This window comes from Kushneria pakistanensis, from assembly GCF_014652795.1.
Lineage (GTDB): Bacteria > Pseudomonadota > Gammaproteobacteria > Pseudomonadales > Halomonadaceae > Kushneria > Kushneria pakistanensis.
In genome coordinates this window covers 98002-123936 of record NZ_BMZM01000002.1, presented here as the reverse complement: position 1 = coordinate 123936, position 25935 = coordinate 98002, and the positions used below count along the sequence as shown (strand labels likewise).

At 62.9% G+C, this 25935-nt stretch carries 23 protein-coding genes; 9 read left to right on the top strand and 14 right to left on the bottom strand.

Translation table 11 applies throughout. The features are described from left to right. Positions 1-69 precede the first annotated feature (69 nt). Positions 70-1143, bottom strand: a complete 1074-nt coding sequence (gene bioB, locus IE123_RS06020; RefSeq protein WP_189516161.1) for a biotin synthase BioB — start codon at positions 1141-1143, stop codon at positions 70-72. A gap of 257 nt (positions 1144-1400) precedes the next feature. Here bioB and fhuE point away from each other — a divergent pair, with 257 nt between their 5' ends. Beyond that, a complete protein-coding gene (gene fhuE, locus IE123_RS06015) occupies positions 1401-3533 on the top strand; it encodes a ferric-rhodotorulic acid/ferric-coprogen receptor FhuE (protein ID WP_189516160.1) in 2133 nt (710 codons plus the stop codon). 51 nt (positions 3534-3584) lie between these two features. Here the strand turns inward: fhuE and IE123_RS06010 are convergent, their stop codons facing one another. Beyond that, positions 3585-4343 (bottom strand): arylamine N-acetyltransferase family protein, encoded by a 759-nt coding sequence (locus IE123_RS06010; RefSeq protein WP_189516158.1) that lies wholly within the window; start codon positions 4341-4343, stop codon positions 3585-3587. 167 nt (positions 4344-4510) lie between these two features. On the opposite strand from IE123_RS06010, the gene IE123_RS06005 reads away from it, so the two are divergent. After that, positions 4511-4882 carry a putative signal transducing protein gene (locus tag IE123_RS06005; protein WP_189516156.1) on the top strand — a complete coding sequence of 124 codons (372 nt, stop codon included), beginning with the start codon at positions 4511-4513 and terminating at the stop codon, positions 4880-4882. A gap of 65 nt (positions 4883-4947) precedes the next feature. Further along, positions 4948-5844, top strand: a complete 897-nt coding sequence (locus IE123_RS06000; protein WP_189516154.1) for a carbon-nitrogen hydrolase family protein — start codon at positions 4948-4950, stop codon at positions 5842-5844. Here IE123_RS06000 and IE123_RS05995 read toward each other — a convergent pair. The 3 genes from IE123_RS05995 to IE123_RS16140 form a co-directional block, all read right to left on the bottom strand. Further along, positions 5795-7105 carry a DUF3100 domain-containing protein gene (locus IE123_RS05995; protein ID WP_189516151.1) on the bottom strand — a complete coding sequence of 437 codons (1311 nt, stop codon included), beginning with the start codon at positions 7103-7105 and terminating at the stop codon, positions 5795-5797. The genes IE123_RS06000 and IE123_RS05995 overlap by 50 nt on opposite strands. A 233-nt stretch (positions 7106-7338) precedes the next feature. Continuing rightward, positions 7339-7884 carry a metallophosphoesterase family protein gene (locus IE123_RS05990; RefSeq protein WP_229819631.1) on the bottom strand — a complete coding sequence of 182 codons (546 nt, stop codon included), beginning with the start codon at positions 7882-7884 and terminating at the stop codon, positions 7339-7341. After that, a complete protein-coding gene (locus tag IE123_RS16140; protein WP_229819630.1) occupies positions 7871-8089 on the bottom strand; it encodes a metallophosphoesterase in 219 nt (72 codons plus the stop codon). Before IE123_RS16140 ends, IE123_RS05990 begins: the two co-directional genes overlap by 14 nt. A 125-nt stretch (positions 8090-8214) precedes the next feature. Here IE123_RS16140 and murI point away from each other — a divergent pair, with 125 nt between their 5' ends. Then, positions 8215-9036, top strand: coding sequence for a glutamate racemase (gene murI, locus IE123_RS05985; RefSeq protein ID WP_189516149.1), 822 nt, complete (start codon positions 8215-8217; stop codon positions 9034-9036). Positions 9037-9084: 48 nt separating this feature from the next. After that, positions 9085-9888: an isocitrate lyase/PEP mutase family protein gene (locus tag IE123_RS05980; protein ID WP_189516146.1), complete on the top strand. Its 804-nt coding sequence runs from the start codon at positions 9085-9087 to the stop codon at positions 9886-9888. Positions 9889-9892: 4 nt separating this feature from the next. Here the strand turns inward: IE123_RS05980 and IE123_RS16255 are convergent, their stop codons facing one another. Next, on the bottom strand, positions 9893-10474 hold the full coding sequence (locus tag IE123_RS16255) for a sugar O-acetyltransferase (RefSeq protein WP_308430195.1): 582 nt from the start codon (positions 10472-10474) through the stop codon (positions 9893-9895). A gap of 33 nt (positions 10475-10507) precedes the next feature. Next, on the bottom strand, positions 10508-11455 hold the full coding sequence (locus IE123_RS05970) for a 2-hydroxyacid dehydrogenase (protein WP_189516144.1): 948 nt from the start codon (positions 11453-11455) through the stop codon (positions 10508-10510). Between the two features lie 272 nt (positions 11456-11727). Between IE123_RS05970 and IE123_RS05965 the strand changes: the two genes are divergently transcribed. Then, positions 11728-12192 carry a universal stress protein gene (locus IE123_RS05965; RefSeq protein ID WP_189516143.1) on the top strand — a complete coding sequence of 155 codons (465 nt, stop codon included), beginning with the start codon at positions 11728-11730 and terminating at the stop codon, positions 12190-12192. A 121-nt stretch (positions 12193-12313) separates the two neighbouring features. Here the strand turns inward: IE123_RS05965 and sbmA are convergent, their stop codons facing one another. From sbmA to pdxA, 3 genes are all read right to left on the bottom strand, one after another. Beyond that, complete coding sequence (sbmA, locus tag IE123_RS05960; RefSeq protein WP_189516141.1) at positions 12314-13558, bottom strand: peptide antibiotic transporter SbmA; 1245 nt, start codon at positions 13556-13558, stop codon at positions 12314-12316. Positions 13559-13878: 320 nt separating this feature from the next. After that, complete coding sequence (locus tag IE123_RS05955) at positions 13879-15621, bottom strand: glycerol-3-phosphate dehydrogenase/oxidase (protein WP_189516139.1); 1743 nt, start codon at positions 15619-15621, stop codon at positions 13879-13881. Positions 15622-15713: 92 nt separating this feature from the next. Next, a complete protein-coding gene (gene pdxA, locus IE123_RS05950) occupies positions 15714-16760 on the bottom strand; it encodes a 4-hydroxythreonine-4-phosphate dehydrogenase PdxA (protein ID WP_189516137.1) in 1047 nt (348 codons plus the stop codon). A gap of 149 nt (positions 16761-16909) precedes the next feature. Between pdxA and IE123_RS05945 the strand changes: the two genes are divergently transcribed. Next, on the top strand, positions 16910-17722 hold the full coding sequence (locus tag IE123_RS05945; RefSeq protein ID WP_189516135.1) for a 2OG-Fe dioxygenase family protein: 813 nt from the start codon (positions 16910-16912) through the stop codon (positions 17720-17722). Here the strand turns inward: IE123_RS05945 and IE123_RS05940 are convergent. Beyond that, positions 17692-20808 carry an efflux RND transporter permease subunit gene (locus tag IE123_RS05940; RefSeq protein ID WP_189516133.1) on the bottom strand — a complete coding sequence of 1039 codons (3117 nt, stop codon included), beginning with the start codon at positions 20806-20808 and terminating at the stop codon, positions 17692-17694. The two genes, IE123_RS05945 and IE123_RS05940, sit on opposite strands and share 31 nt — an antisense overlap. Then, complete coding sequence (locus tag IE123_RS05935) at positions 20805-21977, bottom strand: efflux RND transporter periplasmic adaptor subunit (RefSeq protein ID WP_189516131.1); 1173 nt, start codon at positions 21975-21977, stop codon at positions 20805-20807. The genes IE123_RS05940 and IE123_RS05935 overlap by 4 nt, the downstream gene beginning before the upstream one ends. A gap of 236 nt (positions 21978-22213) precedes the next feature. On the opposite strand from IE123_RS05935, the gene wrbA reads away from it, so the two are divergent. Then, positions 22214-22822 carry an NAD(P)H:quinone oxidoreductase gene (wrbA, locus tag IE123_RS05930; RefSeq protein WP_189516129.1) on the top strand — a complete coding sequence of 203 codons (609 nt, stop codon included), beginning with the start codon at positions 22214-22216 and terminating at the stop codon, positions 22820-22822. Between the two features lie 106 nt (positions 22823-22928). On the opposite strand, the gene IE123_RS05925 is transcribed toward wrbA, so the two are convergent. Both IE123_RS05925 and IE123_RS05920 read right to left on the bottom strand, forming a co-directional pair. Next, entirely contained in the window at positions 22929-23561 is a 633-nt protein-coding gene (locus tag IE123_RS05925; RefSeq protein ID WP_189516127.1) for a peroxiredoxin, read from the bottom strand. A gap of 169 nt (positions 23562-23730) precedes the next feature. Then, positions 23731-24033, bottom strand: a complete 303-nt coding sequence (locus IE123_RS05920) for a hypothetical protein (RefSeq protein ID WP_189516125.1) — start codon at positions 24031-24033, stop codon at positions 23731-23733. Positions 24034-24165: 132 nt separating this feature from the next. Between IE123_RS05920 and ligB the strand changes: the two genes are divergently transcribed. Then, complete coding sequence (gene ligB, locus IE123_RS05915; protein WP_189516123.1) at positions 24166-25893, top strand: NAD-dependent DNA ligase LigB; 1728 nt, start codon at positions 24166-24168, stop codon at positions 25891-25893. Positions 25894-25935 lie beyond the last annotated feature (42 nt).

Here is a 25935-nt window from a genome sequence, read left to right as displayed (position 1 = left end):
CTGCCGCGGCCATGGGATCCATGACGAGGCGCCACAGGCGTTGACGCAGGGCGAGATGAACCTCTCTGCTCAGGCCTGGGTGGCGTCCACGCTCATGGCCGCTGCCCGCGCCTGACGCATCTGTTCATTGAGTGCCGCTTCATGGGTGTCATCGCTCACGTCGTGGCGCGTTTCCGGGTAAAGCCCCAGGCGCTCGAACAGCCGCTTGTCGTGAGCCGCCTGCGGGTTCTGGGCGGTCAACAGCCGCTCGCCGTAAAAGATCGAGTTGGCGCCGGCGAAAAAGGCCAGCGCCTGGGTCTCATCGCTCATCAGCTCGCGTCCGGCGGCCAGGCGCACGTGAGAGGCGGGCATCAGGATGCGGGCGACCGCGATGGTGCGAATGAACTCGATCGGGTCAAGATCCTCGACGTGTGCCAGCGGCGTGCCCTCGATGCGGATCAGCATGTTGATCGGCACGCTTTCCGGATGCGTGGGCAGGTTGGCGAGCTGCTGCAACAGTCCCGCGCGGTCGCTGATGCTCTCGCCCATGCCCAGAATGCCGCCGGAGCAGATCTTCATGCCGGCCCGGCGCACGTGATCGAGCGTTTCCAGCCGGTCGGCGTAGGTGCGGGTGGTGATGATCTCGCCGTAGTACTCCGGCGAGGTGTCCAGGTTGTGGTTGTAGTAATCAAGGCCGGCGTCTTCGAGTGCTTCGGCCTGATCCCGGGTCAGCATGCCCAGCGTCATGCAGGTCTCAAGCCCCATGGCACGCACGCCGCGCACCATCTCCAGCACATAGGGCATGTCCTTCGCCCGCGGGTTTTTCCACGCCGCGCCCATGCAGAAGCGGCTGGCGCCCACTTCCTTGGCTCTACGCGCCTCTTCCAGCACCGCCTCGACCTGCATCAGCTTTTCGCGCTCAAGGCCGGTGTTGTAGTGACCGGACTGCGGGCAGTATTTGCAGTCCTCCGGACAGGCGCCGGTCTTGATCGACAACAGCGTTGAGATCTGTACCGCGTTGGGGTCGAAGTGCTTTTGATGCACGCCCTGCGCCCGAAACAGCAGGTCGTTGAAGGGCAGGGCAAGCAGCGTCTCGATCTCGTGGCGCTGCCAGTCGTGACGAAAGGGCTCGGCGTTGAAGGCATCGGATCGAACGGCAGGCATGGCGCTGTTAACCTTTTTCAAAATAAAAGATAACAGAGACTCTGCCAGCCCCTTTGGTTAACTTCAAATTTTTTAAAAGTTGACAAATGAGAGTCTTTATTAAGCGGGCATCAGCGTCGGTACAGGAAATGAGATATATTTTCTGATGAGAATAAGAATAATTGTTATCGGCGTTGACTTTGCTAGGGCGATTTCATCAAAATCGCCGAGCCATAACACCGATAACCGGCGCGCTCGACGTGCCAGCAAGGGACACCATGAAAAAGCCATCCTGCGGTCGTCACGCCCTGACGATTGTGACCACCGGCGCCTGTCTGATCACCCCCGTCATGGCTCAGGCCGATGACGCCATCGATACCCTCACCGTCACGGCCACCAGTCTTTACGACAACGTCGGCTACACCCGACGCACCACCGGTGCCGGCACCCGCATGGATCTGACCCCAAAGGAGATCCCGCAGACGGTCAGCATCATGACCGAGCAGCGCATTCGGGATCAGCACCTTGAAACGATCGAGGATGCGCTGGTCAACACCACCGGCGTCTCGGCGCAGCGCCTCGACAGTGATCGTGTTCGCTTTTCTGCCCGCGGCTTTGATATCAGCAGCTACCAATACGATGGCATCCCGACGCTGAACACCGACAGCCGCTGGTATTTTGGCGAAGGGGCACAGAACACGGCCATTTATGACCGGATCGAGGTAGTGCGCGGTGCCAATGGTCTGATGACCGGCGCCGGCAACCCGGGCGCCTCGGTCAACTTCGTGCGCAAGCACGCCGACAGCCGTGAACTGACCGGCTCCGTGTCCGGCACGCTGGGCAGCTGGGACAAGCAGCGCGGCGTGGTGGATGTCACCACCCCACTGACCGAGTCAGGTGACGTTCGTGCGCGCTTTATCGGCGGCCATGAGGACGGCGACGGCCATCTGGACCGTTACTCCAACCGAAAGAAGTTCGGCTACGGCATCATCGATGCCGATGTCACCGAGAACACCACCGTCTCGGTCGGTTACGACTATCAGAACACCCATACCGGCTCGCCCACCTGGGGCGGCTTTCCGCTGTGGTACAGCGACGGCAGTCGGACCGACTACACCCGCTCGTTCAGCGTGGCGCCGGACTGGTCCTATTACGATTTCGAATCCGAAAAGGTCTTTGCCGGGCTGGAACACCGCTTCGCCAATGATTGGGCGCTGCACGGTAACGCAACGCATGAAAAGACCAATATGGATGGCAAGCTGGCCTATCCCTACACCGAGGGGACATGGCCCGACCCCGTGACCGGCGATGGAACTTACTTCTTTACCGGCTGGAACCGCGGCGAGCGCAAGGTGGATTCGGTCGATGTCTATGCCAACGGACCGTTCGAGCTGATGGGTCGCCAACATGAGCTGGTGATTGGCGGCAGCTATGCGGATCAGAGCAACGAGTACGAGAACCGCTTCATAGATGGCTTCCCCGTTAACGATCTCGACAACTGGAATGGATCGGCGCCCAATACCGGCTGGGGCAGCTTCTCTCCGCTTGAGCGCGCCAGCACGCAGCAAAAATCTGTCTATACCGCGGCCAGACTCTCGCTGACCGACCCGCTGACGCTGATCGTGGGTGCGCGCTATACCGACTGGCGCAGCAGAACCTGGTCGAACGGGCTGGGCAACGACTCGCAGAGCGAAAGCGATGTCACCCCCTATGGCGGCCTGATCTACGACATCAACGATGTGTGGTCGGTCTACGCCAGCTATACCGAAATCTTCCAGCCACAGAGCTATCGCCTGGAAGGCGGCAACGGCTATCTCGATCCACTCAAGGGCAAAAACTACGAAACCGGCGTCAAGGCTGCCTGGTTTGATGGCCTGCTTAACGCCTCCTTCGCGGTATTCCGACTCGAGCAGGACAACGTGGCCGATATCGTCAGTACGCCGGGCTCGCTGATCACTGCCGCAAATCCGGTGAGCGATGTGGTCAGCGAAGGGTTCGAAGCCGAAGTGACCGGCGCGGTGACCGATAACCTGGACATGACCGCCGGCCTGACCCACTACACGGCGACTTCGGCGCAGGGCGATTTCAATTCGGACCGGCCGCGCACTCAGGCGAACCTGTTTGCCAGCTACCGCGTACCGCAGTGGGAAGCACTGACCGTCGGCGGCGGGTTCAACTGGCAGAGTCACACCTTCGAGCGCGATGTGGCCGGTCCGCAGGGTAACGAGAAGGTCGAGCAGGGCAGCTATACGCTGGTTAACCTGTTTGGTCGCTACGCCTTCACCGAGGATCTCTCGTTGCAGGTTAACGTGCGTAATCTCTTCGACAAGAAGTACTACAGCCACCTCGACGGCTACGGCGTTTACGGCGAGCCGATGAACATCACCTCCACGCTGACGTACTCGTTCTAGGCCTACCGGCGCCCGATTATCTCGATACCATGATGAAAGGGCGTCATGACATCACTCTGTCATGACGATGCCGAAATGCTCGCGCAGGGCGGCCGCATACGCTTTCTCGTCCGCCAGGGTTCGCTCCCGCTTTCCGCCCTCCAGAAAGGTGGTAATAAGGCGCCTCTCACTCAACGTGATACGCCCGCCCTCTGTCGCCCTTGTGCAGAGCCGGGCGCCGGTGAAAGGCGACTGGGGCGATGTCTGGTGATAGCGGCACATCCCGGCGTAGTCGCCATACTCATGCGGCTTGAGAGTGAAGCGATACTGCGCCTTCCAGTTTTCATCGCCCTTTTGTTGCATCAAGACTCGGTAAGGGCCGTCGTGGTCGATCCGGTAGGCGCGGCCGTGCTGTCCTTGTTCTCCCGGTTCATCAAGGCGCAGCGGCTCGCGAAAGGAATCACCAAAGCCCACGTCCACGAGCCAGCGTTGTTCCAGCGTGACCATCAGCGTCATGTGATCGAAGGGCGCACCGAAGTCGTTGTCCTGCTGGGCGACTTCGGCCGAGAGCATCGCGACCTCAAAACCGAGCGTCCGCAAAAGCGCAGCAAACAGCCCGTTGGCCTCGTAGCAGAAGCCGCCACGCCGGTGCTCGACGATCTTGGTAAACAGCGCCTCATCATCAAGGACAATCGGTTCACCGGCATGAACGCTCAGGTTCTCAAACGGCACGGCCATCAGATGCGCAAGCTGCAGCGCCTTTAACGTCTCCGCGGTGGGCGCCAGCGAGCCGTGGTAGTTCATCCGCGCCAGATATCTTTTAATGTCCAAGGGCATGTCTCCTTAAGCTCTCCATACCTGCAGGAATCCGGCTTGAAAATGGGGGGCAGTATGACGTCGGCGGTGGCACGCCGTCACCGCGGCCGACCGTTTCATGCGTATCACCTGACATTGCCGCACTACACTGGAAGCCACCGCCACGCTCGTGGAGCCCTGTGATGTCCACCGGTCCGCTCGTGACCCTTGCTCGTTTCACCTTTCCCCATGAAGCCCATCTGCTCAGGGGGCTGCTGGCATCTCGTAATGTACCGGCCTTCATCATGGACGAGCATCTGATCACGATGCAGTGGATGTGGGAGACCGCGCTGGGCGGCGTGAAGGTGCAGGTGGCCCCGAGCGATTTTGATACAGCATGCGAAGTGCTCATCGATTATCGGGCGCATCGGCTGGCCGAATCCGTCACTCAACCGGAGGGTCCGCCGCCGCGCAGCGCGGTGCGTTTTTACGGCTGGCGGGCGCTGGTGATCATGAGTTGGGCGGCAACCGGGGTGGTGTTTCCATTGCCGTCGTTGAGCGATAGAAACAGATGACTGTGGCATAACACCGCTGATTCATGGCTTATATAGCCCGGGATCGACACAAGCGAGGCATCGACATGACAGGCAGCACCCACGACATCACCATCGCTCTGGCGCAGCTGCCGGTCATCAGGGGCGCTATTGCCGACAATCTGGCCGCCCATCTGCGCTATATCGAGCAGGCCGCTCGGCACGGTGCCGATGTGGTGATGTTTCCCGAGCTTTCTCTGATCGGCTACGAGCCTGATCTGCTGACGTCGCTTGCCATGTCTTCCGATGATGACGTGTTCGACACGTTGTCTGCCGCTGCCGCGACCAACAATCTGGTCGTGATCGCGGGCTGTCCGCTGATCAATGATGGCAGCAGGCCGCACATCGGGGCGGTGCTCTGCTTTCCCAGTGGTGAGCGCATGCTGTATGCCAAACAGCACCTGCATGACGGGGAAGCCGCGTATTGCGCACCCGGGCATGCGGACTGTCTCTTCACCGTCAACGGCGTGCGCATCGCGCTGGCGGTCTGCGCCGATTTTGCCCATCCCGCTCACGCGGAAGCTGCCGCTGCCCGGAACGCACAGGTGTATCTGGTCAGTGCGCTGATCTCGCAGTCCGGCTATGACGTGGATGTCGAGTTGCTTGCCGGCATCGCCCGGCGCCATCAGCTGCTGGTGCTGCTCTCCAACCATATTTCCAACACGGGCGGCTGGCAGACCTGCGGCAGAAGCGGCGGATGGAACGCCAGCGGCGAACGCGTCACTGGCGCTGAAGGAAGTGATGCCTGCCTGGTGCTGTGCACGATTCGCGACGGCGTGCTGGAGGGCACATCAGTGTGTTATTGCGATGGAAGGCGCATCCTGACGGACATTCTGGTAGCAGCATCAAAAAGCCCACCAAACGGTGGGCTTTTTCGTGATGCGCTATTTGAGATCAGAGCAGCAGCTGGGCAACAGCAGCCGAGCCGAGATAGGTGCCGGTAAACACCAGCAGCGACACGATCACCAGCTTCCAGCCGGTACGGCGGAACATGATGAACTCGTGCCGGCTCAGGGCCAGACCAGCATAGCCCAGCGCCGGGGTCACGATGGCCAGAAAGTTGACGGCCGAGAGCTGCTCGACCAGCCACGCACTGCCGGGGGAAAACGGCAACGTCACGAGAATGCTGATCAGGGAGACCCACGCCACTGCCGGCAGATAGAAGGGCATGAGGCGGGTCACGGCCAGCCCGGCCAGCGTCATGAGATACAGCATCACCATGCCCGGCAGCGCGCCCCAGAGCTCACCACTGCTGATGGTGTTGCTCAGCCAGCCCACCACGCACACGGCGGCCAGCGTCAGCGCCGTCCGGCCCAGCTGCTGTTCAGGGCGAACGGCGTCACCGCCCTGTTCGGCGCCGCTTGCCTGCTCGGTTGAACCCTGTGAAGCGTTTTTCTTCAGGCGTCTGGCATTCAGGCGGCGATAGAGCCTCTCGGCAACCGGCAGGGCAATAAACAGCGACACATAAAGGCCGGTGGCATAGGTCAGCAGATTACTGGCGCCGGAGAAGGCCAGCAGCTCTTCACGCAGCGCCGGTACCGCCTCGGTCAAGGCGCCGGAGCAGGCCGCCACCATGCTGGCGCTGCCCACCCCGCAGGCCATGGCCAGCGCACGCGGATCAAACAGATCCATCGATGCCAGAAAGCCCGCCATCAGCGCAAACCAGAGAGTGCCAAACATGGTGCCAACCACATAGACGCCCATTACGCCGATACCCTCGAGGCCCTTGAGACCGTAGCGGTCCGAGATGATCGCGATGTTGGGCTCGCGCGCCACCGAATAGGTCGCCCCGATCGCCTCGCGCCCCATGTTCAGCACCAGCACGGCAAAGGGTAGAGCAATCAGCATGGTGCCCAGATTGCCCAGCTCCTGAAGGATCAGTGCAGGACCGGCACTGACGATCTGATCGGTCGCCGGCCCGATGGTGGAGCCAAAGCGAGCGATGAACGGCATGATCGCGATCAGGGTAATCGGCGCGGCCGCAGCGCTCAGACGCGGCGGCACCAGCTTGTGACATCGGGTGGTCAGGTGCGGGTTCAGCATGATGGCCAGCGCAAAGGTATAAAAAAGCGGCAGCAGCAGTAGCGTCCCGACCCCGGCCGGTATTTTGATAATGCCGATCCACTCGGCCAGCAGCGAGAGGATGACGACCAGCCCGTGCAGGCGCAGAAAATCGAGCGGTGACGCCCGGTTGGCAGCATTCATGAAGCGTTCCCATTGTTATGTGGCAGATGGCAGGTCGTGACCGGCCAGCGCCTATTGTATGGGAGTCGTGATCATCATGAAGATTGCCGGGCTCAGCGGATGGCGGAATGTAGGGAGGCGCGGCTTCATTGCTCGGGCAATTGCCACCAGGATTTAATGCCTGCGCCTGCAGGTGTCGTACTCAGAGATCGGCGGCGTTAACGGTGTGGTGGTAACTGGCCGGTCGAGTAGAGCTAACCCTCTATGGATCTATCTGCAGTGCGAAACGCATATGGCCCGTCGTAGGTACCCATCACGCCGGTGTGGGTGATCAGCGCACCATCCTTCCAGAGATGGAGCTGATAGCCCGGCGGTTCCATGACGAAGGCGGCGGAGGCGTGCCCGGCGAGATTGAGTTCGGACTGGTGCGCGGTACTCGGGCAGCAGCTGGCAATGGTGCCGCCAAAGCGCCGGAAGATGGGGCGGTGCACGTGGCCGCAGAGAATGCGCTCAATGTTGGGATAGTCGCGTACCAGAGCCTCCAGCTTATGGGCGCCCGTCAGGCCTTTGGCATCCATGTGGTCGATGCCGGTGACAAAGGGCGGGTGGTGCATGAACAAAAGCGTCGGGCGCGTCGGCTGTTCGGCAAGGCGTGCGGCCAGCCAGATCAGCCGCTTGGTGCACAGCTCGCCGTGGCCTTCACCGGACACCAGCGTGTCCAGTCCGATCAGGCGCACCGGATATGCTTCCAGGGTGTACTGGATAAAGCCCTCGCGGCCCAGATAGTCATGGCTCGGCAAGCGCGGCGTACTCCTGTGGATGGCCGAGGTCGGTGGCATCACCGGTGATCAGGACCACGTCGGGGCGTGGGTCGAGCGCGTTGAGCGCGTTGAGCGCGTTGAGCGCGGCGACTACCGGCGGCAAAAGGCGATGGGTCTCGACCACGCCATAGGCGCGCTCGCCGGGGCAACGAATGTGCAGGTCAGTGATCTGGGCGATCAGCATGGCGGAGCTCCGGACGCGGGGAAGGTCATGAGCCCTTCCTCTCTGATGACAATGTTTTCATCATGGCGGGATTGTTTGACGGGCAGATGACGGCCCGGTATCGGTAACTGGAGGCAGGCAGGACAGTGAGTGATGAAAGACGGGCCATATGGCTACTGGATTCCGGCATTGGCGGGCTGACCATTGCGCGTGCCATTCGCCGTCGCCTGCCGGGGCTTGTACAGCACTACATTGCCGACCATGCGGCCTTTCCCTATGGGGGGCTCGACGCCGAGACGCTGATCACACGGGTATGTGACCTGATGACCCGCGCCGTGGCGGCCCGGCCGGTGGATGCGGTGGTGATCGCCTGCAATACCGCCTCGACCGTGGTGCTGCCGGCGCTCAGGGCGCGGCTGTCGATCCCGGTCGTTGGTGTGGTCCCAGCCATTCGCCCGGCGGCCGCGGCAAGCTTGAGCGGTGTGATCGGCGTGCTGGCCACGCCCGGCACGGTGAAAAGCGCGCATGTCGCCACCCTGATCGAGCGCTTTGCCGGTCACTGTCGGGTATTGAAAATCGGCGCCCCCAATCTTGCCGCGCTGGCCGAGCAGCACTGGCGCGACGGTACGCTTGATCAGAAGGCTCTGGCCCGAGAGCTTGCCCCGCTGCGTGCCCCTGAGTGGCGCTCGCTTGATCAGCTGGTGCTGGGCTGCACCCACTATCCGCTGCTGCGCGAGGCGATTGCCGCGCAGCTGGGCGGCCGTGTCCAGCTGGTGGATTCCGGTGATGCCGTCGCCCGGCGGTTGGAGGCGGTGCTGGGCAACCCATCGCTAGAACAGGGGGAAAATGTCGGCGGGTGCCTTCATGTCACCGGCAAGGCCGCAGAAAGTAGCGCGTTTGTCGCGCGAGTCAGGGCCGAGGGCTTTCGGGAAATACTGGTCGATAAGCATACGGCGGTATTACGGTAGACGAGGGGTATCGGGTTCAACACGGTAACAGGGTGATAGGGAGGCAGCGTGACACGAGCCGATCAGGCGTTTCGGAGCCTGCATGACGAGGGGCTGTTACTACTGGCCAACGCTACCGATGCCGGCAGTGCCCGCATCGTGGAGGCCCGGGGAGGCAGGGCGGTTGCCACCAGCAGCGCGGCGCTGGCCTGGTCATGGGGGTATCGGGATGGCAACCAGCTGCCGCTTGAGCTCTTGAGAACCAGCGTGCAAGCCATGGCGCGGGTGCTGAGCGTACCGCTGAGCGTGGACATCGAGGGTGGCTATTCCGATGACCCGGAGGAAGTGGCCACGGTGGTCGAGGCAGTGTTGGCGGCCGGTGCGGTCGGCATCAATCTGGAAGATGGTCATGCCAGCCCGGAAATATTCTGCCGCAAGATTGCGGCGGCAAGGCGCGTAGCAGAGGCCCGGGGCGTGGATCTGTTTATCAACGCGCGTACCGACGTTTACCTCAAGGGACTGGTCGCACCTGAACAGCGGCTTGCCGAGACCCTGACCAGAGCCGATTTTTACAGCAGTGCCGGAGCCGATGGTCTGTTTGCCGCCGGCATGGTTGATAGCGATGAGATCGGTGAACTGTGTCGCTCGATAGAGCTTCCGGTCAACCTGCTCTATCGCCCCGGGCTACCGGAGATCGACACACTTCGTGAACTCGGCGTCAGACGCCTGAGTGCCGGCTCGGCGATTGCCGAATTTCTCTATGGTGCCGGTGCCGATATGGCTGCTGACTTCATGGCCACCGGCAGGCTCTCGACGCAAAACCTGAGCGCCTGTACCTATCGGGAAATGAACGAGCTGATGCCGCCGGTGTAGAGGCTCACGTCAGCTCACGAATCACCCGGGCCGGGTTGCCCACCGCCACGACATTGGCGGGAACATCCCGGGTGACGACGGCGCCAGCACCGATGACGCTGTTCTCCCCGATGGTGACGCCGGCCAGTACGATCACGCCGCCGCCCAGCCAGACGTTGTCATGAATGACGATGGGGGCGCCGGCTTCGAGCTTGTCCCGGCGCGCCTGCGGGTCCAGCGGGTGGGTCGGCGTTAAAAGTTGCACATTGGGGCCGATCTGCACGTCCCGCCCGATGGTGATGGGTGCCACGTCCAGCGCCATCAGGCCGAAATTGGCAAACGAGCCCTCGCCGAAGCTGATGTTGAAGCCGTAGTCGACATACAGCGGCGCTCTTATGTGGGCGGTGTCGCCCAGGTGCCTGAACAGCCCCTTCAACACCAGATGGGCGGCGTCGACGTCGTGCTCGTAGGCTCTGGCGAACTCGGCCATGGCCGCCTTGGCAACGCCGGCATCATGAGCAAGCGCCGGGTCGTCGGCGATGTAGTGCTCGCCGGCGAGCATCTTCTCTTTTTGCGAACGCTCATCCGTCGGCTGATCGTGACTCATGGCGCGCTCCTGTCAGGTCCAGGGTTGAACGATTCAGGCCCCGGGCACCGGGGTGACCAGCGTTTTTCCATCGCGAAAGGCCTCGAGGTTCTGGATCACCAGATCGATGGTGGCGTCGAGCGCCTCGGGTGAGAGGCCAGCGGTGTGCGGTGTCATGATGATGCGCGGCTCGTCCTTCAGCGCCCGGGGCACCTCGGGCTCATGCTCGAAGACATCCAGCGCGGCGCCGGCGATGCGCTTTTCGCTCACGGCGCGGGCCAGGGCGTCGCTGTCCACCACGCTGCCGCGGCCGATGTTGACCACGATGCTTTCGGGCGTCATGGCGCCCAAAAGGGCGTCATCGATCAGATGTTGGGTGTCCGGGCCGCCGGGCAGGGCACTGACCAGCACGTCGGCCTGTTCGGCCACGCGCCTGGGGTCTGATTCGTGCTGCCAGTCGAGATCGGGTTTTGGCTGGCGGCTGAAGTAGACAATCGGCATGTCAAAGCCGTAGTGGGCGCGCCTCGCAATGGCGCGGGCCACGTTGCCCATCCCTAAAAGCCCCAGGGTTCTGCCGTGCAGCACCGGGGCTCCGCGGCGAATCTCCTTCCATTGCCCTTGCCGCAGGCCGGCATCGCCCTGTGGAATGCGGCGCAGGCAGGCCAGCATCAGCCCGAGCGCATGATCGGCGACCGTCTCGGCGTTGGTGCCGGGGCCGTGGACGACATTGATACCCCGCTCGCGGGCGGCCACAACGTCGATGCCTTCAAAGCCCACGCCCTGGGCGCAGATCAGCCCCAGATTCGGCAGTTCGTCCATTTCATCCGCCGTGAAGCCGATGGTGCCAATGGTCATGACCGCGCGGATATCGTCACGGTGGTGATCGATGACCTCGCGCCGGGCCTCGGCGTCTTCGGCCATATGCAGGCGAAAGCCTGCCGCCTCGATGCGAGCCTGGTGATGGCGTGACAGACGCGTCACGACCAGCAGATGAATCGCCATGTTGCGGGCTCCTTGTGCCGGAAGCAGTGTCGGTGTCGATACCTTATCGTGGCGCGTCATGTGAGTGGTAGCGCGCCGCAAGTCTGGCCAGCTCCGATAGCCCACATGGACCAGGGGACATCGAGCCCAGGTGCTGTTGAATGAATACTAATATAGGTAAGGTGGGAGAGGCCGGGTCGAGCCATGGCTGACGCCGGGATATCACTCTTTGCGCTGTCTGACGGTCCATCCCTTCGCGGGCAGGCCCGTCAACCAAAGGAAGGAGGTGGAACATGACACAGAATATTCTGGTACCCCTTGATGGTTCCCGCAGTGCTCGCATGGCGCTTGAGCACGCCTGCCTGATGCAAAGGGCAGGTGGTGGCACCCTGCATCTTCTCCATATTGTTGAGCCACCCCCCGCGACCGATCACCTGGGCGTGCTGACCGGGTCGTCAGCCGTGGGTTACACCACGGCGCAGGGCCATGAACAGGGCGAGACGCTGTTGAAGAAGGCCTGGTCGGATCTCGGTACACCTTCAGCGCCGGTCGAGTTTCATGTGGATGACAATCGGCTGGGCCGACCGGACCATACGATCGTGGCGCTGGCCAAAGCGCTTGGCGTGGATGCCATCGTGATGGGCAGCCGCGGTCTCAGCGATATCAAGGGACTGGTGGTGGGCAGCGTGTCGCACAAGGTTTCCCATATCGCTCCCTGTACGGTGATTACCCTGCACGTGCCCGACGCGGACGGGTGATGCCGCCGGGCAGCCTCACCGGGGTCATCTGACACCTGATTCAATGCGCGCCGGGTGCTGTTGCCTTCATGGCATCAGCATCCGGCGTGTCCTTCATGTCGACAAGGACGTCGATCGGGCGTTACGGCGCGACATCACGAGTGTGCAGTGTGTCTTCACTCGATTCGCCATGATCAATCACCGCCTCGAAGGCGCGTAGACGCTTGATGATCGAGAGCAGCTCGATGATGGTCGACCATGAGTTGACCAGATACTGAAAGGATTCCCGCACCTGACCAAAGACGTTGAGGATCTGCTGCAACAGCCCGAGTGTCAGCTTGCCGGCCACGATCGAGGGCGCCAGCACGATCAGGCCGAACACCACATCGGCCTGCAGATAGAAAATGCGGGCAATATTGAAGTAGGCGTAGTGCCAGTAGAGGCGAAAGTAGTTGCGCCGCACCCGGTTAAACAGCGTAGCGACGGTGGCAGGCGCCGCACGCGCCGGGTCATCCTCGCCGTAGACCAGCTCCTTGCGGTAGGCCGCCTCGACGCGCTGGTTACGAAATTCAAGACCCGGCAGGCGGATGCCGACCACCGCCAGCAGCACGGTGCCAAACAGCGACCAGGCGATCGCCGACCACACCAGCGCGTTGGGAATATGACCAACCAGCGGCAGCTCGGTGATGTTCTGCGACATGGTGACCAGAAGCGGCATGAAGGCGATCAGGGTCATCACCGCCTTCAGGAGATTGACGCCCAGCCCTTCGAGCGTGGTGGAAAAGCGCATGGTGTCTTCCTGCACGCGCTGGGCGGCGCCTTCGATGTGGCGCAGCTGCGACCAGTGGCGCATGTAGAAGTTGTTCATCGCCCAGCGCCAGCGAAAGATGTAGTGGCTGACCACGAAGTAGTTGAGCACGCCCACCGTCACGGCCACGAAGGCAATACCGGCAAAGCTGAACATGCCGGTGTAGATATCGGTCACCGTCACGTCACTGTCACCGCCCAGCGCCTGCTGGATCATGTCCCAGAACGGCCCGTACCAGGCGTTGACCGCCACGCTGGTCTGCACCGAAAACCAGGTCATGAAGACGATCAGCGCGCTTCCGAGAATCGACCAGCGCTGCCAGCGGTGAGGCCTGATCAGGGCCCACGCCGCGGCAAAGACCGCCACGCACAGCGTGTAGTAGAGATAAAACCACAGCATCGACGGCGCCCAGAAGCGCGAGACATCCACGGGCAGGGCATCACCCTCGGCCAGCGGCGGCAGACCGATGGCCCCACCCCAGCTGCTGGCGCCCAGCTGCCACAAACCAATACAGATCAGCGCCCAGACCACAACGCTTGAGAAAAAAAGGGGCGGATTGGGAAAAAACGACCGTAACACGATAGGTATCCTGGGGTAGCGACAACGTTCAGACAGGCCTGGTGGGGCCGCGCACTTTCAATCGACCCTGTGGCGAGCGTTGCGTTCCCGAGTGTCACCTCGAGAAGGCGGTTGGCTTATACCACAGCGACGTGCCCTGGCGTGTCACGATAAAGGCGTGCCGCGACACGACGTGCCAGGAAATGGCAGGTTACGCAGTGACAGGTTACGCAGGACAGAGCGACAGCAGCGTGCTGACGGCGCGGGTCTGGAGGGAGAGGGCGCCGCCATGGCCCTGCCGGCACCAGGCGGCGGGTCATGGCGGCGTCCGTGGCAGTGATCTACCAGTTCAGCGTTTCGAAATCCCCTTCCCTGCGCTGCTCGGGGGCCGTTTCATGCTCATCCGAGGGGTCATTAGTGACACCATCGGCCGGCAGCGGACCGGCGCCGGGGTCGCGGGCGATACCGTCGGTCACGGGGTGGTCGCGGAAATACTCGTCAAAGCGCATCTGCGCCTCATCACCAAACAGCAGCTCGCACGCCTCCATCAGGCCTGCCGACTGGCGGATGGTCTCCTGACGCGAGACGAGGCTGATCTTGGAGCGACGGCGCAGAAAGTCCTCGAGCTTGGTGATCATCTCGCGACGCGCGGCCTGACGCACCTCGGCGCGGATGTATTCGGTGCCCTCGATGAGAATCTCGGCCTGGCGCGGGTCCTCGCGAATGTATTCCAGCATGCCGATGGCATGGGCCGCGTAGCGCCGCCACAGCCGGGTCGACAGCGGCTCGGAGGCGCTGGGGTCGGTGTAGTCATCAAGCTTCATCAGGCGCGCCTGGTGGAAGAACTCATCGCGTACGGCGTCTACCGGCTCGCCGTACCAGCGATAGTCCGGGAAGCGGATGTCGATCCCCATCTTCTTGACCAGATCCACGATTTCTTCACCGACGTTAATGCAGTCGGTGAGCTTGCCGCCGAAGATGCTGATAAAGCCCTGATCGATATCGGAGTCGATCTCGTGCTTGCGCGAGAGCTGCAGAAAATCGCGGTCGCCGCCGCTGGTGTTCTGCACCGCCAGCGGCCGCACGCCACAGCGGGTGGCGATGATGTCGTCACGATCCAGCGGCTTTTCAAGCGACAGACGCGCGTTGATGTTATCCAGCACGAACTGGATGTCGTCGTCGGTGATGGCCGCGTGGGGATCTTCGGTACGGGTATCGGTGGTGCCGATGCAGGTGCGCGTCCCCATCGGGATGGCGAAAAAGAGCCGCCCGTCCTCATCGAAAAACGCCAGCACGCGCTTGTTGGGCGTGATCTGGTCGACGATCAGGTGGATGCCCTTGGAGAGCACATGACTGTGCTCGGTCTTTTTGTGGGCCAGGGCGTTGGTGCGATCGGCCAGCGGGCCGCAGGCATTGACCAGGGTCTTCGTTTTGACGGTCCACTCACGCCCGCTCATGACGTCCCTGAGGCCGACGTGCCAGAGATTACCCTGACGCTCGAAGCCGGTCGCCTCGACGTAGTTGGCCGCCACGCAGCCGCTGTTCATGGCGATGCGCACGAAATTCCACACAAAGCGCGCGTCGTTGTCGTGCAAAAAGGCATCGGAGTATTCGAAGCAGCCGACAGCCGGGTCAGTGTTGATCACCGGCTCCTCGCGGTTGATGGTCGAAAGGCTCGGCAGGCGCGGTATTCTGGTAAAGCCGTTGCCGAACAGCCAGTAGATCCAGGTGCCTGCCCACAGCGCCAGCGGATGCCAGCGAAACCCCTTGGTGATCGTGGTGAGAAAGCGGATCTCCTGGACGGTCGAGGGGTAGTGCTTGATCAGGTGATTGCGCGAGATACACAGTTCGCGCACCAGCTTGAAGTCCCGCGACTCCATGTACTTGATGCCGCCCCAGATAAGGTTGGATGACCACATGCTGGTCATGCCGGCGAAATCGCCCTGTTCCACCAGACCGACCTTCACGCCGCGCCCGGCCAGCGCCGCGGCGCAGACCGCGCCGTTGATACCGCCACCGATGATCAGCGTGTCGTAGGTCCCGCCGTCGGCGAGTCTTTCGATATTGCTCTGCCTGAGTTGCATCGCTTGGCTCCGCGTATCAAAAAAATGGCGCGCCGTGACGGGATGCCCCGTGTCGGCGTGGTCATCACTTCAGTGTCCTTTGCTCCAGTGTACTACCCATGCGCCGGGTTGCATCCGCAGGCGCGGTATTCGGTGCCCGAGCGCACCATCGCCTCGGCCTGTTTGAGGGCGTAAAAAAGACTCGACGGGTCGGCACGGCCGGTGCCTGCGATATCAAAGGCGGTGCCGTGATCGACGCTGGTGCGCACGAACGGCAGCCCCACCGTGATGTTCACGCCGTTCTCGACGCCCAGATACTTCACCGGAATCAGGCCCTGATCGTGATACTGCGCCACCACGGCGTCAAAGTGGCCGCGGCGGGCGTTCATGAACACCGTATCGCTTGGCCAGGGGCCGGAAGCATCGATGCCTTCCGCGCGCGCGCGGGCGATGGCCGGTGCAATGATGGCCTTATCCTCGTCACCGAAAAGCCCCCCTTCACCGGCGTGCGGGTTGAGCCCGGCCACCGCAATGCGAGGTTCGGCGATGCCGTAGGCATGGCAGGCGCGCGCGGCCAGGCGGATGGCGCGCAGCTCGCGCGCCGGTGTCACGGCTTCGATCGCCTGACGTAGCGACAGATGGATCGACACCAGCATCACGCGCAGCTCGTCGTTGGCCAGCATCATGCCGAAATCCTGCGTGCCGGCGCGGTCGGCCAGAATCTCGGTATGACCGGGATAGGTGATACCGGCGGCGGCCATGGCGGCCTTGTTGAGCGGGGCGGTGACGATGGCGCTGATCGAGCCCTCGAACGCCAGATCAATGGCGCGATTGACGTAAGCGTAGGCGGCGGCACCGGCGCGGGCATCGACCCGGCCCCAGGGCAGATCCGGCGGCAGCGGCTCACCGGCCGGCAGCACGGCCAGCTGCCCCGGTGTGAGGCCGCGATCGCCCAGCTCGTCCGGATGCCTGATCGGAAACAGGGTCAGGGCCAGCCCGAGCTGATCGGCCACACCACGCAGCCGCTTGATATCGCCGATGACCAGCAGCGGGGTATCACCGGCACGCGGAGCGCAGGCCAGACGGACAACGATTTCCGGGCCGACGCCGGCCGGGTCGCCCATGGTGATGGCGATGGGCGTGCGGGGGGATGCAGACATGACAGGGCCCTTCTGGCTGGTGAGCGCCCTGAGCACAACGTCATGGGCGACAGGAATTGACGGTGCCATAATAGCGCTCTGCCCCGCGCCGCGTCAGGCCCCTGCGTGACGCCGCGTGCCCCGATGATTGACAGCCGGCGGTCGTGTCCATGTCTGAAATGCCAACGTGCCCTGTTGCTCCTCTTGAAACCCTGTCGGCGTCGCTGGCCGAGCGCCTGGCGCGTGACGGCTACCTGTTCGCGCCGGCCGGTGCGATCACGCCGGCGTTCCAGACCTGGTGCAGCGAGCGCGATCACCGCCGTGATGATCGCGCGGCGTTCACCCGCTACTGGGATGATCTCGCCCCGGATCGCTTCATGAATGATGGCGGTCGCTACCGGCGTCGCCGTCATGCGGTGTTCAGCGCCGCCCCCGGGGCGCACTCGCTGGTGCGCAAGCCGCATCAGCCCCATTTTCAGACCACCCATTTCAATGCGCTCAACGGCGGCATCGAGCGTCACTTCGAGCCGGTGGCAGACGGGGCCGTCGAGACCCACGCCTTTGCCTTTCTCTGTGAGCTCTGCCTTGGTGTGTTCGGTCGCTGCGCGAGCGATGCCGCCTGGCATGTCGAGATGCATCAGTTTCGTATCGAGGTGGGCGGTGACATCGCCACCGGCCTGCCCACGCCGGAGGGGCTGCACCGTGACGGCGTGGATTTTGTCGCGATGGTAATGATCCACCGTGACAACGTCTGCCAGGGCGTCTCCCACATTCACGGTCTGGACCGTCAGCCGCTGGCTGACTTTACGCTGGCCGAGTGTCTGGACATGGCGCTGGTGGATGACACCCGCGTGCTGCACGGCGTGACGCCGATCGTGGCGATGGACGCCGAGCGTACGGGGACGCGCGATCTGCTGGTGCTGACCTTCAAGCGCTGCGATCCGGCGTCTGATCAGCCCTCCGGCGGTGCGTCCGGCGTGTGAGCCTTCAAGGAGGCCTTGAGCTGCTGGCGGCGGTGTCCCGGAGGCTTTTGATAACCGGCGAGCCAGTAGTAGGCGATCGGCACCACGCCCAGCGTTAACAGCGTGGCGCTGGCGCAACCGGCCAGCAGCGTGATGCCCAGTCCGAAGCGGCTGGCCGCCCCGGCACCGGTGGCCATTACCAGCGGCAGCGCGCCGGCCATGGTCGACAGTGAGGTCATCAGAATCGGGCGCAGGCGCGTCTGCGCCGCCTGCAGGATGGCCTCGCGCAGCTCGGTGCCCTCATCGCGGCGCTGATTGGCGAACTCGACGATCAAAATGCCGTTCTTGGCCGACAGGCCGATCAGCATCAAAAGCCCGATCTGGGCGTACAGATTGAGGCTCTCGCCCAGAAGCCACAGCGCCATGCCGGCACCCAGCAGCCCCAGCGGTACCGTCAGCATCACCACCAGCGGGCTAATGAGGTTCTCAAACTGGGCGGCGAGCACCAGCCAGGTGACCGCGATCGCCACGGTAAACACCAAAAGCAGATCACGCCCGGCATCGAGAAAGTCCTGGGTGGCGCCCTTGTAGTCGATACGTGCCTGCTCCGGCAGGGTTTGTGCCACCGTTGCGTTCATGTGATCGAGCACCTGCGACAGGCTGTAGCCCTCGGCGACGTTGGCCGAAAAGGTGACGGCGCGAATCCGGTTGTAGCGGTTGAGCGTGGGGGACACCGCTACCTCTTCCAGATGCACCAGATTGGCCAGACTCACCAGCGCGCCGCTGGCGCTGCGCACCCGAATCTGCTCAAGCGCCTCGGGCGTCAGGCGCTGCTCGCGCAGGCCCTGCAGGATGACGTCATAGGACTGGCCGTCGCGCTCGAAAGTGGTCAGGCTGCGCTCGCCGAAAAAGGATTCAAGCGTCTGACCCACCGTTTCGGCGCTGACGCCGAGCTGGGCGGCGCGCTCACGGTCCAGGCGCACCTGCAGCTGCGGCGTGGTCTCGATCAGATCGCTGTCGAGCGCTTCAAGTCCGGGGTAATCCTGCCACTGGGTCATCAGCGCATCGCGCCAGGCGCCCAGGGTGGCATAGTCCGGCCCGCCGACCACGAACTGCACCGGCGCGGCGTTGCCCGAGCTCAGCCCGCGGGGCAGCAGCGTGGTGGCGCTGAGCTCGGAGAAGCCCTCGAGCGCGTCGTTGATGCGCGCGGCCACCTCGCGGGTGCTCTCGTCGCGGTCCTGCCAGGGGGTAAAGCTGATGATCCAGCGGCCGTTGTTGACCGGCCCTTCGCTGTTGCCGGGCGAGGGCAGGCGCAGCGAGGCGTTATCGATCAACGCCTTGTCGCCGAGAATCGGCGCCAGACGCTGGCCCATGGCCTCCATGCGCCGCTGCATCTCCTCGAAATTGACCCCTTCCTCCGCCTGCACGCCAATGCGCAGTGCGCCGCGGTCGTCATAGGGTTCGTATTCGGTGGGCAGCGTCGTGATGATCGCGGTGGTCACGATCACCATCGCCACAAAGCCGCCGCCGACCAGTACCGGGCGGTGCAGCATGCTGCCCAGATGGCGCTGGTAGCGCACCGCCACGCCGGCCATCAGCCGCCCCACCGGCGAGCCCTGACGGTGGTGTCTGCCGGTCAACAACCACGAGGCCATCACCGGCGTCAGCGTCAGGGAGACCAGGGTGGAGAAGGCAATGGTGGCGGCGATGGTGACGGCGAATTCGGTAAAGAGCCGCCCGGTCTGGCCGCTCATCAGCGTGATGGGCAAAAAGACTGCCATCAGCACCAGGCTGGTGGCGATGATGGCAAAGGCGACCTGGCGGGCGCCGCGAAAGGCGGCCAGCAGCGGGTGGTCGCCATCTTCCAGATGGCGCTGGATGTTTTCGATCATGACGATGGCATCATCCACCACCAGTCCCACCGAGAGCACCAGCGCCAGCAGGGTCAGCATGTTGAGGCTGAAGCCCAGCCCCAGAAGCAGCATGCCGCAGGCCAAAAGCGAGACGGGAATCACCGTGGCCGCCACCAGCGCCGCGCGCCAGGAGCCCAGAAACAGGAGAATGACGCCGACCACCATCATCACCGCGATGACCAGCGTCAGCAGCACCTCCTTGAGCGCTGCAGAGATGTAGCGGGTGTCGTCAGAGACGATGTCGATGCGCAGGCCCTCGGGCAGATCACTGCGCAGATCCTCAAGCGTTGCGCGCACGTCGCGCGAAATGGACAGCGTGTTGGCGGTGCTCTGACGGCTGATGGCGATCGAGACGGTGGGCTCTCCGTCGACCAGAAACGCCTCGCGCCGCGTTTCGGAGCCCAGCGTGACCTGTGCCACATCGCCCAGGGTGACGGTGCGGGTGCCCTCGCCCCGGCGCAGCGGCAGGCGACGGAAGGACTCCGGCGTTTCATAGCCCGGCAGCAGGCGCACGGTGAACTCGCGGGTGGTGGACTCGATCCGCCCGCCCGGGTACTCGACGTTCTGGGCGGTCAGGGCGCTGGTGATGTCCGACACGGTGATGTCATGCGCTGTCATGGCGTGGCGGTCCAGATCCACCCGCATGGCCGGCAGCTGCGAGCCCCACAGCCGCACCCGCGAGACGCCATTGATGGTCGAGAAGCGATCCAGCAGCTGCCGGTCGGCATAGTCCGACAGCGCCATGGCACTCATGCGATCGGTCTGGACCGACAGGATCATGAGCGTATCGCTGCCGCCCTGGTCCTTGCTGATCTCGGGCGCCTCGGCACCGGTCGGCAGGGCATCGGCGACTCTTGAGACCTGATCGCGCACGTCGTTGGCGGCGGTGTCCAGATCCACGTCGCTTGAAAAGGTCAGCGTGACTTCGGACTCGCCGTCGTTGCTTTCGGATTCAACGCTGACCACGCCTTCAATGCCGGCGACCACGTTTTCGATCGTCTGGGTGACGCGCGATTCCACCACCGCCGCCGAGGCGCCGGGCCAGGCGATTTCGACCGACACCTCCGGCTCCTCGATGGACGGGTACTCTCGAATGGGCAGGTCCAGAAAGCCCAGCACGCCAAAGAGCACCAGCAGCGCCGAGAGCACCAGCGTGCCGACCGGTCGCGTCACGGCCAGATCGGTCAGGGTCATGGGACGCTCGTCTCCCGGACCGGGGCGTCATCGCCGTTGGCGGCAGGCTTGAACAGGGCCTGCGTGTCGCGGGCAGCGTCCTCGTCGAGCACCAGATCACGTCCTTCGCCGATATCGCGCAGACCGCTGACGGCCACCGAAGCGCCGGGACGCAGCGCGGCGTCGTCATCCTCTGCTTCGATGGCAGCCCAGCCGGGCCCGCGTTCGAGCACCCCGATGTTCACCCGGTGAGCGCGATGGCTGCCATTTTCAGAAGCGATCACCCAGGTCCACTGGCGGTCACGCTCACCCAGAAGGGCACTTTCCGGCACGATCAGGCGGCGCTGCGCCGGCAGAAGAAGGGTGATCTCGAGCAGCATGCCGGGTCGCAGGGCCATATCGGGGTTATCAAATTGGGCGCGAACCATGACCGTGCGGGTGCCGCGATCCAGGCGCGGATCAATGGTGGTGACCTCACCGTGAAAGGTGCGATCGGGCCAGGCCACCGAGCGCGCCGTGACCGTCATGCCCTCACTGACGCGTCGCAGCTCGCGCTCGGGCAGGGAGAAGTCGACCTGCACCTGGTCGATGCTGTCGAGAGTCACCAGTGGCGTGTCGGCGCTGATCTGCTCTCCCGTGCTCAGATTGTTGAATCCCATGAAGCCGGTCACCGGGGCCACGATAGTGCGATCTTCCAGCGCGGCGTTGAGGCGGGCGAGTTCGATCCGGGCGCTTTCCAGCCGGTTGCGCTGGGCATCGACCTGCTGGGTGGCGATCGAGCCCTGACGTGCCAGCGGCTGCAGGCGGTCATATTCACGCTGCTCCTGCTCGACAATGACGCTGGCGGCGCGCAGCCCCTGCTGCTCGGCGCGGTCATCGAGCTGGATCAGCAGATCGCCCTTGCTGACCCGCTCGCCGCTGTCAAAGTGCAGTCCGGTAATGCGCTCTGTGACCAGTGAGGCGATCTCGATCGAATCAAGGGCTTCGACATCGCCCACGGCGTGCAGCGTGGCGGATAGATTGCGCTCGATCACCTCGGCGCGACCGACGGCCACGGGGGCGGCGGGACCGCTCTCCTTTGGCGCTTGCTCGCGCGCCAGCCACCACCAGAAGGCAAGGGCCAGCGCCACCGCCAACAGCGCAACCAGCCAGATCAGCGGGCGTCGGGCATCGTGGGACTCAGCAGGCATGGGCAGGTTTCCGCAGAAAGGCGTTCAGGACAGCAGGGAGCTTGTCCCCTGACAGCATACGAGTATCGGGGCAGGCCGCAACGTCATTTATTCAAGCGTGCTTAAGGCGACAGTGACCGGCAGGTTCAAATGCCACGACAGGAAAAACGGGCAGTCATCGCGTGAATGCACCAGGCTGACAGGGGTTTACACTATCGTGGGTTAACCCCAGGACCTGCCAAAAGGAGACAGAGACGATGGCCCGGATACTGGTGCTGTATTACTCGATGTATGGCCATATCGAAACCATGGCCGAAGCGGTCGCAGAAGGCGCCCGCTCGATTTCGGGAGCCGAAGTCACCATCAAGCGCGTGCCGGAAACCATGGACGAGGAGGCCTTCAAAAAGGCCGGTGGCAAGGTGGATCAGTCGGCGCCGGTCGCCGAGCCGTCCGAGCTTGCCGATTATGATGCCATCATCCTGGGCACGCCGACCCGCTACGGCAACATGGCCGGCCAGATGCGCACGTTTCTGGATCAGACCGGCGGGCTGTGGGCAAAGGGCGCCCTGCGCGGCAAGATCGCCAGCGTCTTTACCTCCACAGGCACCGGCGGCGGCGAGGAGATGACCATCACCTCGAGCTGGACGACGCTGGCGCATCACGGCATGGTGATCGTGCCGATCGGCTACGGGGTCGAGGAGCAGTTTGATATCTCCGAGGTCAGCGGCGGCACGCCCTACGGCGCCTCGACGCTGGCCGGTGGTGACGGCTCGCGCCAGCCCAGCGCGCGCGAGCTGAAGATTGCCCGCTTCCAGGGCGAGTATGTGGCAGGCTTTGCCAAAAAGCTGACCGTGCAGGAACTGTAACGCCAGCGTCATTTCTGATTGGAAGCAGGATAAAAAAACGCCCGGCCAAATGGCCGGACGTTTTTTATCGTATGACGCAGGCCGTCATGGCCGCTATCGTCACATCTTACTTGTCGAGCTTTGTCATGCGCAGGTAGGGCTTTTTCTCGTCCCAGCCCTGCGGGAAGAGCTTGGCGGCTTCCTCGTTGCTCAGTGACGGCACGATAATGACGTCATCGCCCTGGCGCCAGTTGACCGGCGTGGCCACTTTCTGGTTGTCGGTCAGCTGCAGGCTGTCGAGCACGCGCAGTATTTCCTGGAAGTTACGGCCGGCGCTGGCCGGGTAGGTCAGGGTCAGACGCACCTTCTTCTGAGGATCGATGATGAAGACCGAACGGACTGTCAGGGTGTTGTTGGCATTGGGGTGAATCATGCCGTACTTCTCGCTGATACTGCGATCGGCGTCGGCCAGCAGCGGGAAGTTGAGGCCACAGCCCTGGGTTTCCTCGATGTCACCCTTCCAGGCATGGTGGTCTTCCAGCGGATCGACGGACAGACCAATGGCCTTGGTATTGCGCTTGTCGAACTCGGGCTTCAGACGGGCCACTTCGCCCAGCTCGGTAGTGCACACCGGCGTGAAGTCCTTGGGGTGAGAGAAAAGAATCGCCCAGCTATCGCCCAGCCACTCGTGGAAATTGATAGTCCCTTCAGTGCTTTCCTGAGAGAAATCCGGGGCAGTATCACCAAGTTGCAGCGCCATTTGTCACTCCTTTGGATGATCAATAAAAGCGGAAGTCGACAGCAGTCCCGTACCAGGGGACGGGCCGACAAGGGTCATTGCCAGATAATGACGACTCCGGGTCGCAGAACCAAACAACGAGTTGTCCTATGCTGATTCCTTTTTGGTATAAAAAGACACCGTTAAAGCATCAATCGCTATAACGAATGAAGGCCCGATCCTTGTCCGGAATCAGCACGGTTTCACCCTTGCGCAGCCCTTCATGTTCTTCAACACGCCTTTCATCTTCAACACTGATGCCGAGCACCTCGGCAATCGAGGTGTCATTGCCTTCACGATCCAGCACCTTCATGCGCACATTGGCCTGCATGTAGCGGGCCGTAATGATATCGCCCTTTTTGGGCTTCTTGTGCAGGAACTGGGTCAGCTCGTCGTGATCGGCGACATGATCAACACCTTCCTGATCCCATGTCACAGCGCGTGCGTTACTCATGCTCTATCTCCTTTTCCAATAACAAAAGTCTAGCAGTTTGCGCCTGCCTCGCCGCATGCATTCGCCTTCAGAATCCGGTTGACCCGTCGATATTTTTATAAGAAACGACGAATATTGACGCGTGAGGATGGTATGACATGGCGACGGTGGGTCACTGCGGGCATAACCCTGATAGGGCTGTCAGCGCCGATGACGGCACAGGCCGAAGGGTGCCCGACACGTAAGGAGATTGAAGATCGCATCAAGCAGCTTGCCGAGCAGGTGGCGCGCTGGGACGAGGCCTATTATCAGCGCGGCAAGCGGATGGTGGATGACGGAGTGCATGACCAGGCGCAGGCACGTTTGGCGCACTGGCGACACTGTATGGGGCAACCGGCGCCCGCCATTACCCTTGACGGCGGTGAGCAGCGTCATGCCATCGCCCAGACGGGACTGAACAAGCTGCCGGATCAGACAGCCGTCAAGCGTTGGCTGAAGACATTGCCGCCGGGGCCGCTATGGGTTCAGCCCAAGGTGGACGGCGTGGCGCTGACGTTGGTGTATGACGCGGGTCAGCTGATAGCAGCGACCAGTCGCGGTGATGGGCTGACCGGTCAGGACTGGCTGGGCAGCGTATCAGGTATCAGGGATATCCCCGTTCAGCTGGCCGGAGAGGCACCCACCCGGGTGGTGGTTCAGGGTGAGCTCTATCTCAAACGCGATGACCACGTGCAGCGCCGTGACGGCAGCGCCGGCGCGCGTTCAGACGTTGCCGGGCTGATGCAGCGCCATGTGCTGGACAACGAGGCAGGCGCTCAAATCGGCTTTTTTGCCTGGGCACTGCCTGATGGTGCCGAGACGCTGACCGAGCGCAATCGACAGCTGGCCGCCTGGGGGTTCATGAACCCGCAGCGCTGGAGCCAGCCGGTCAGCACCATTGATGACGTGGCGCACTGGCGCCGCTACTGGTATCGACACGCACTGCCCTTTGCAAGCGATGGCGTAGTGGTCAAGCGCGATGTCCAGCCACCGGGCCGTAGCTGGCGCAATACACCGCCTGCGGAGAGCGTGGCATGGAAATATCCGGCCGCTGCCACGCTTGCCGAAGTGCAGGACGTCGAGTTTCGTATCGGTCGTACCGGGCGCATCACGCCCGTGCTCGAGCTCTCGCCGGTCACGCTGGATGACCGTACCATCCGCCGCGTCAGCGCCGGCTCCCTGGCGCACTGGCAGTCAATGGATATTCGCCCCGGAGATGAGGTCATGATCTCGCTGGCCGGACTGACCATTCCGCGCCTTGATGAGGTCGTGATTCGCAACGAAAAACGCGTGGTGCTGGACGTGCCTGATCCCAAGGCGTTCAACGCCCTGAGCTGTCTCGAGCTGACGCCGGGGTGTCGCTCGCAGTTTCTGGCCCGTCTGACACATCTGAGCAGCCGTCATGGGCTCGACATGCGTGGGATCGGAGAGGGCACCTGGAAACGATTAATTGACGCCGAAATGATGACTTCCTTGCTCGATTGGCGCGATCTGGATGGCGCTACATTGCGCTCGTTGAACGGTGTTGGCGATGTTCGCGCCAGACGATGGCGTGCAGCGTTTGATCGGGCCGGCCAGCAGCCGCTGCAACGTCTGCTGATGGCGCTGGAACCGGCGCATGCCCGGTTTTATGCCTCTCAGCCTAAAGTCGTCTTTCGATCAGTCGATAGTTTGAACCACATTGTATTCATGCGCTCGCTGCGCGATGACGGCTGGCAGCAGGTTCCAGGATTGAACAGTAAGGATGCAGCTACGCTGGCGGCCTTTTGGCAGGATGAAACGATGCAGGCACTACTGACGAAGTGGATATCTGAAGAGGGTGTCGACGCAGGAAGCGGATGAGACAGGGTATGCAGGATGATGGAGGTTGTCATCATTTTGGCG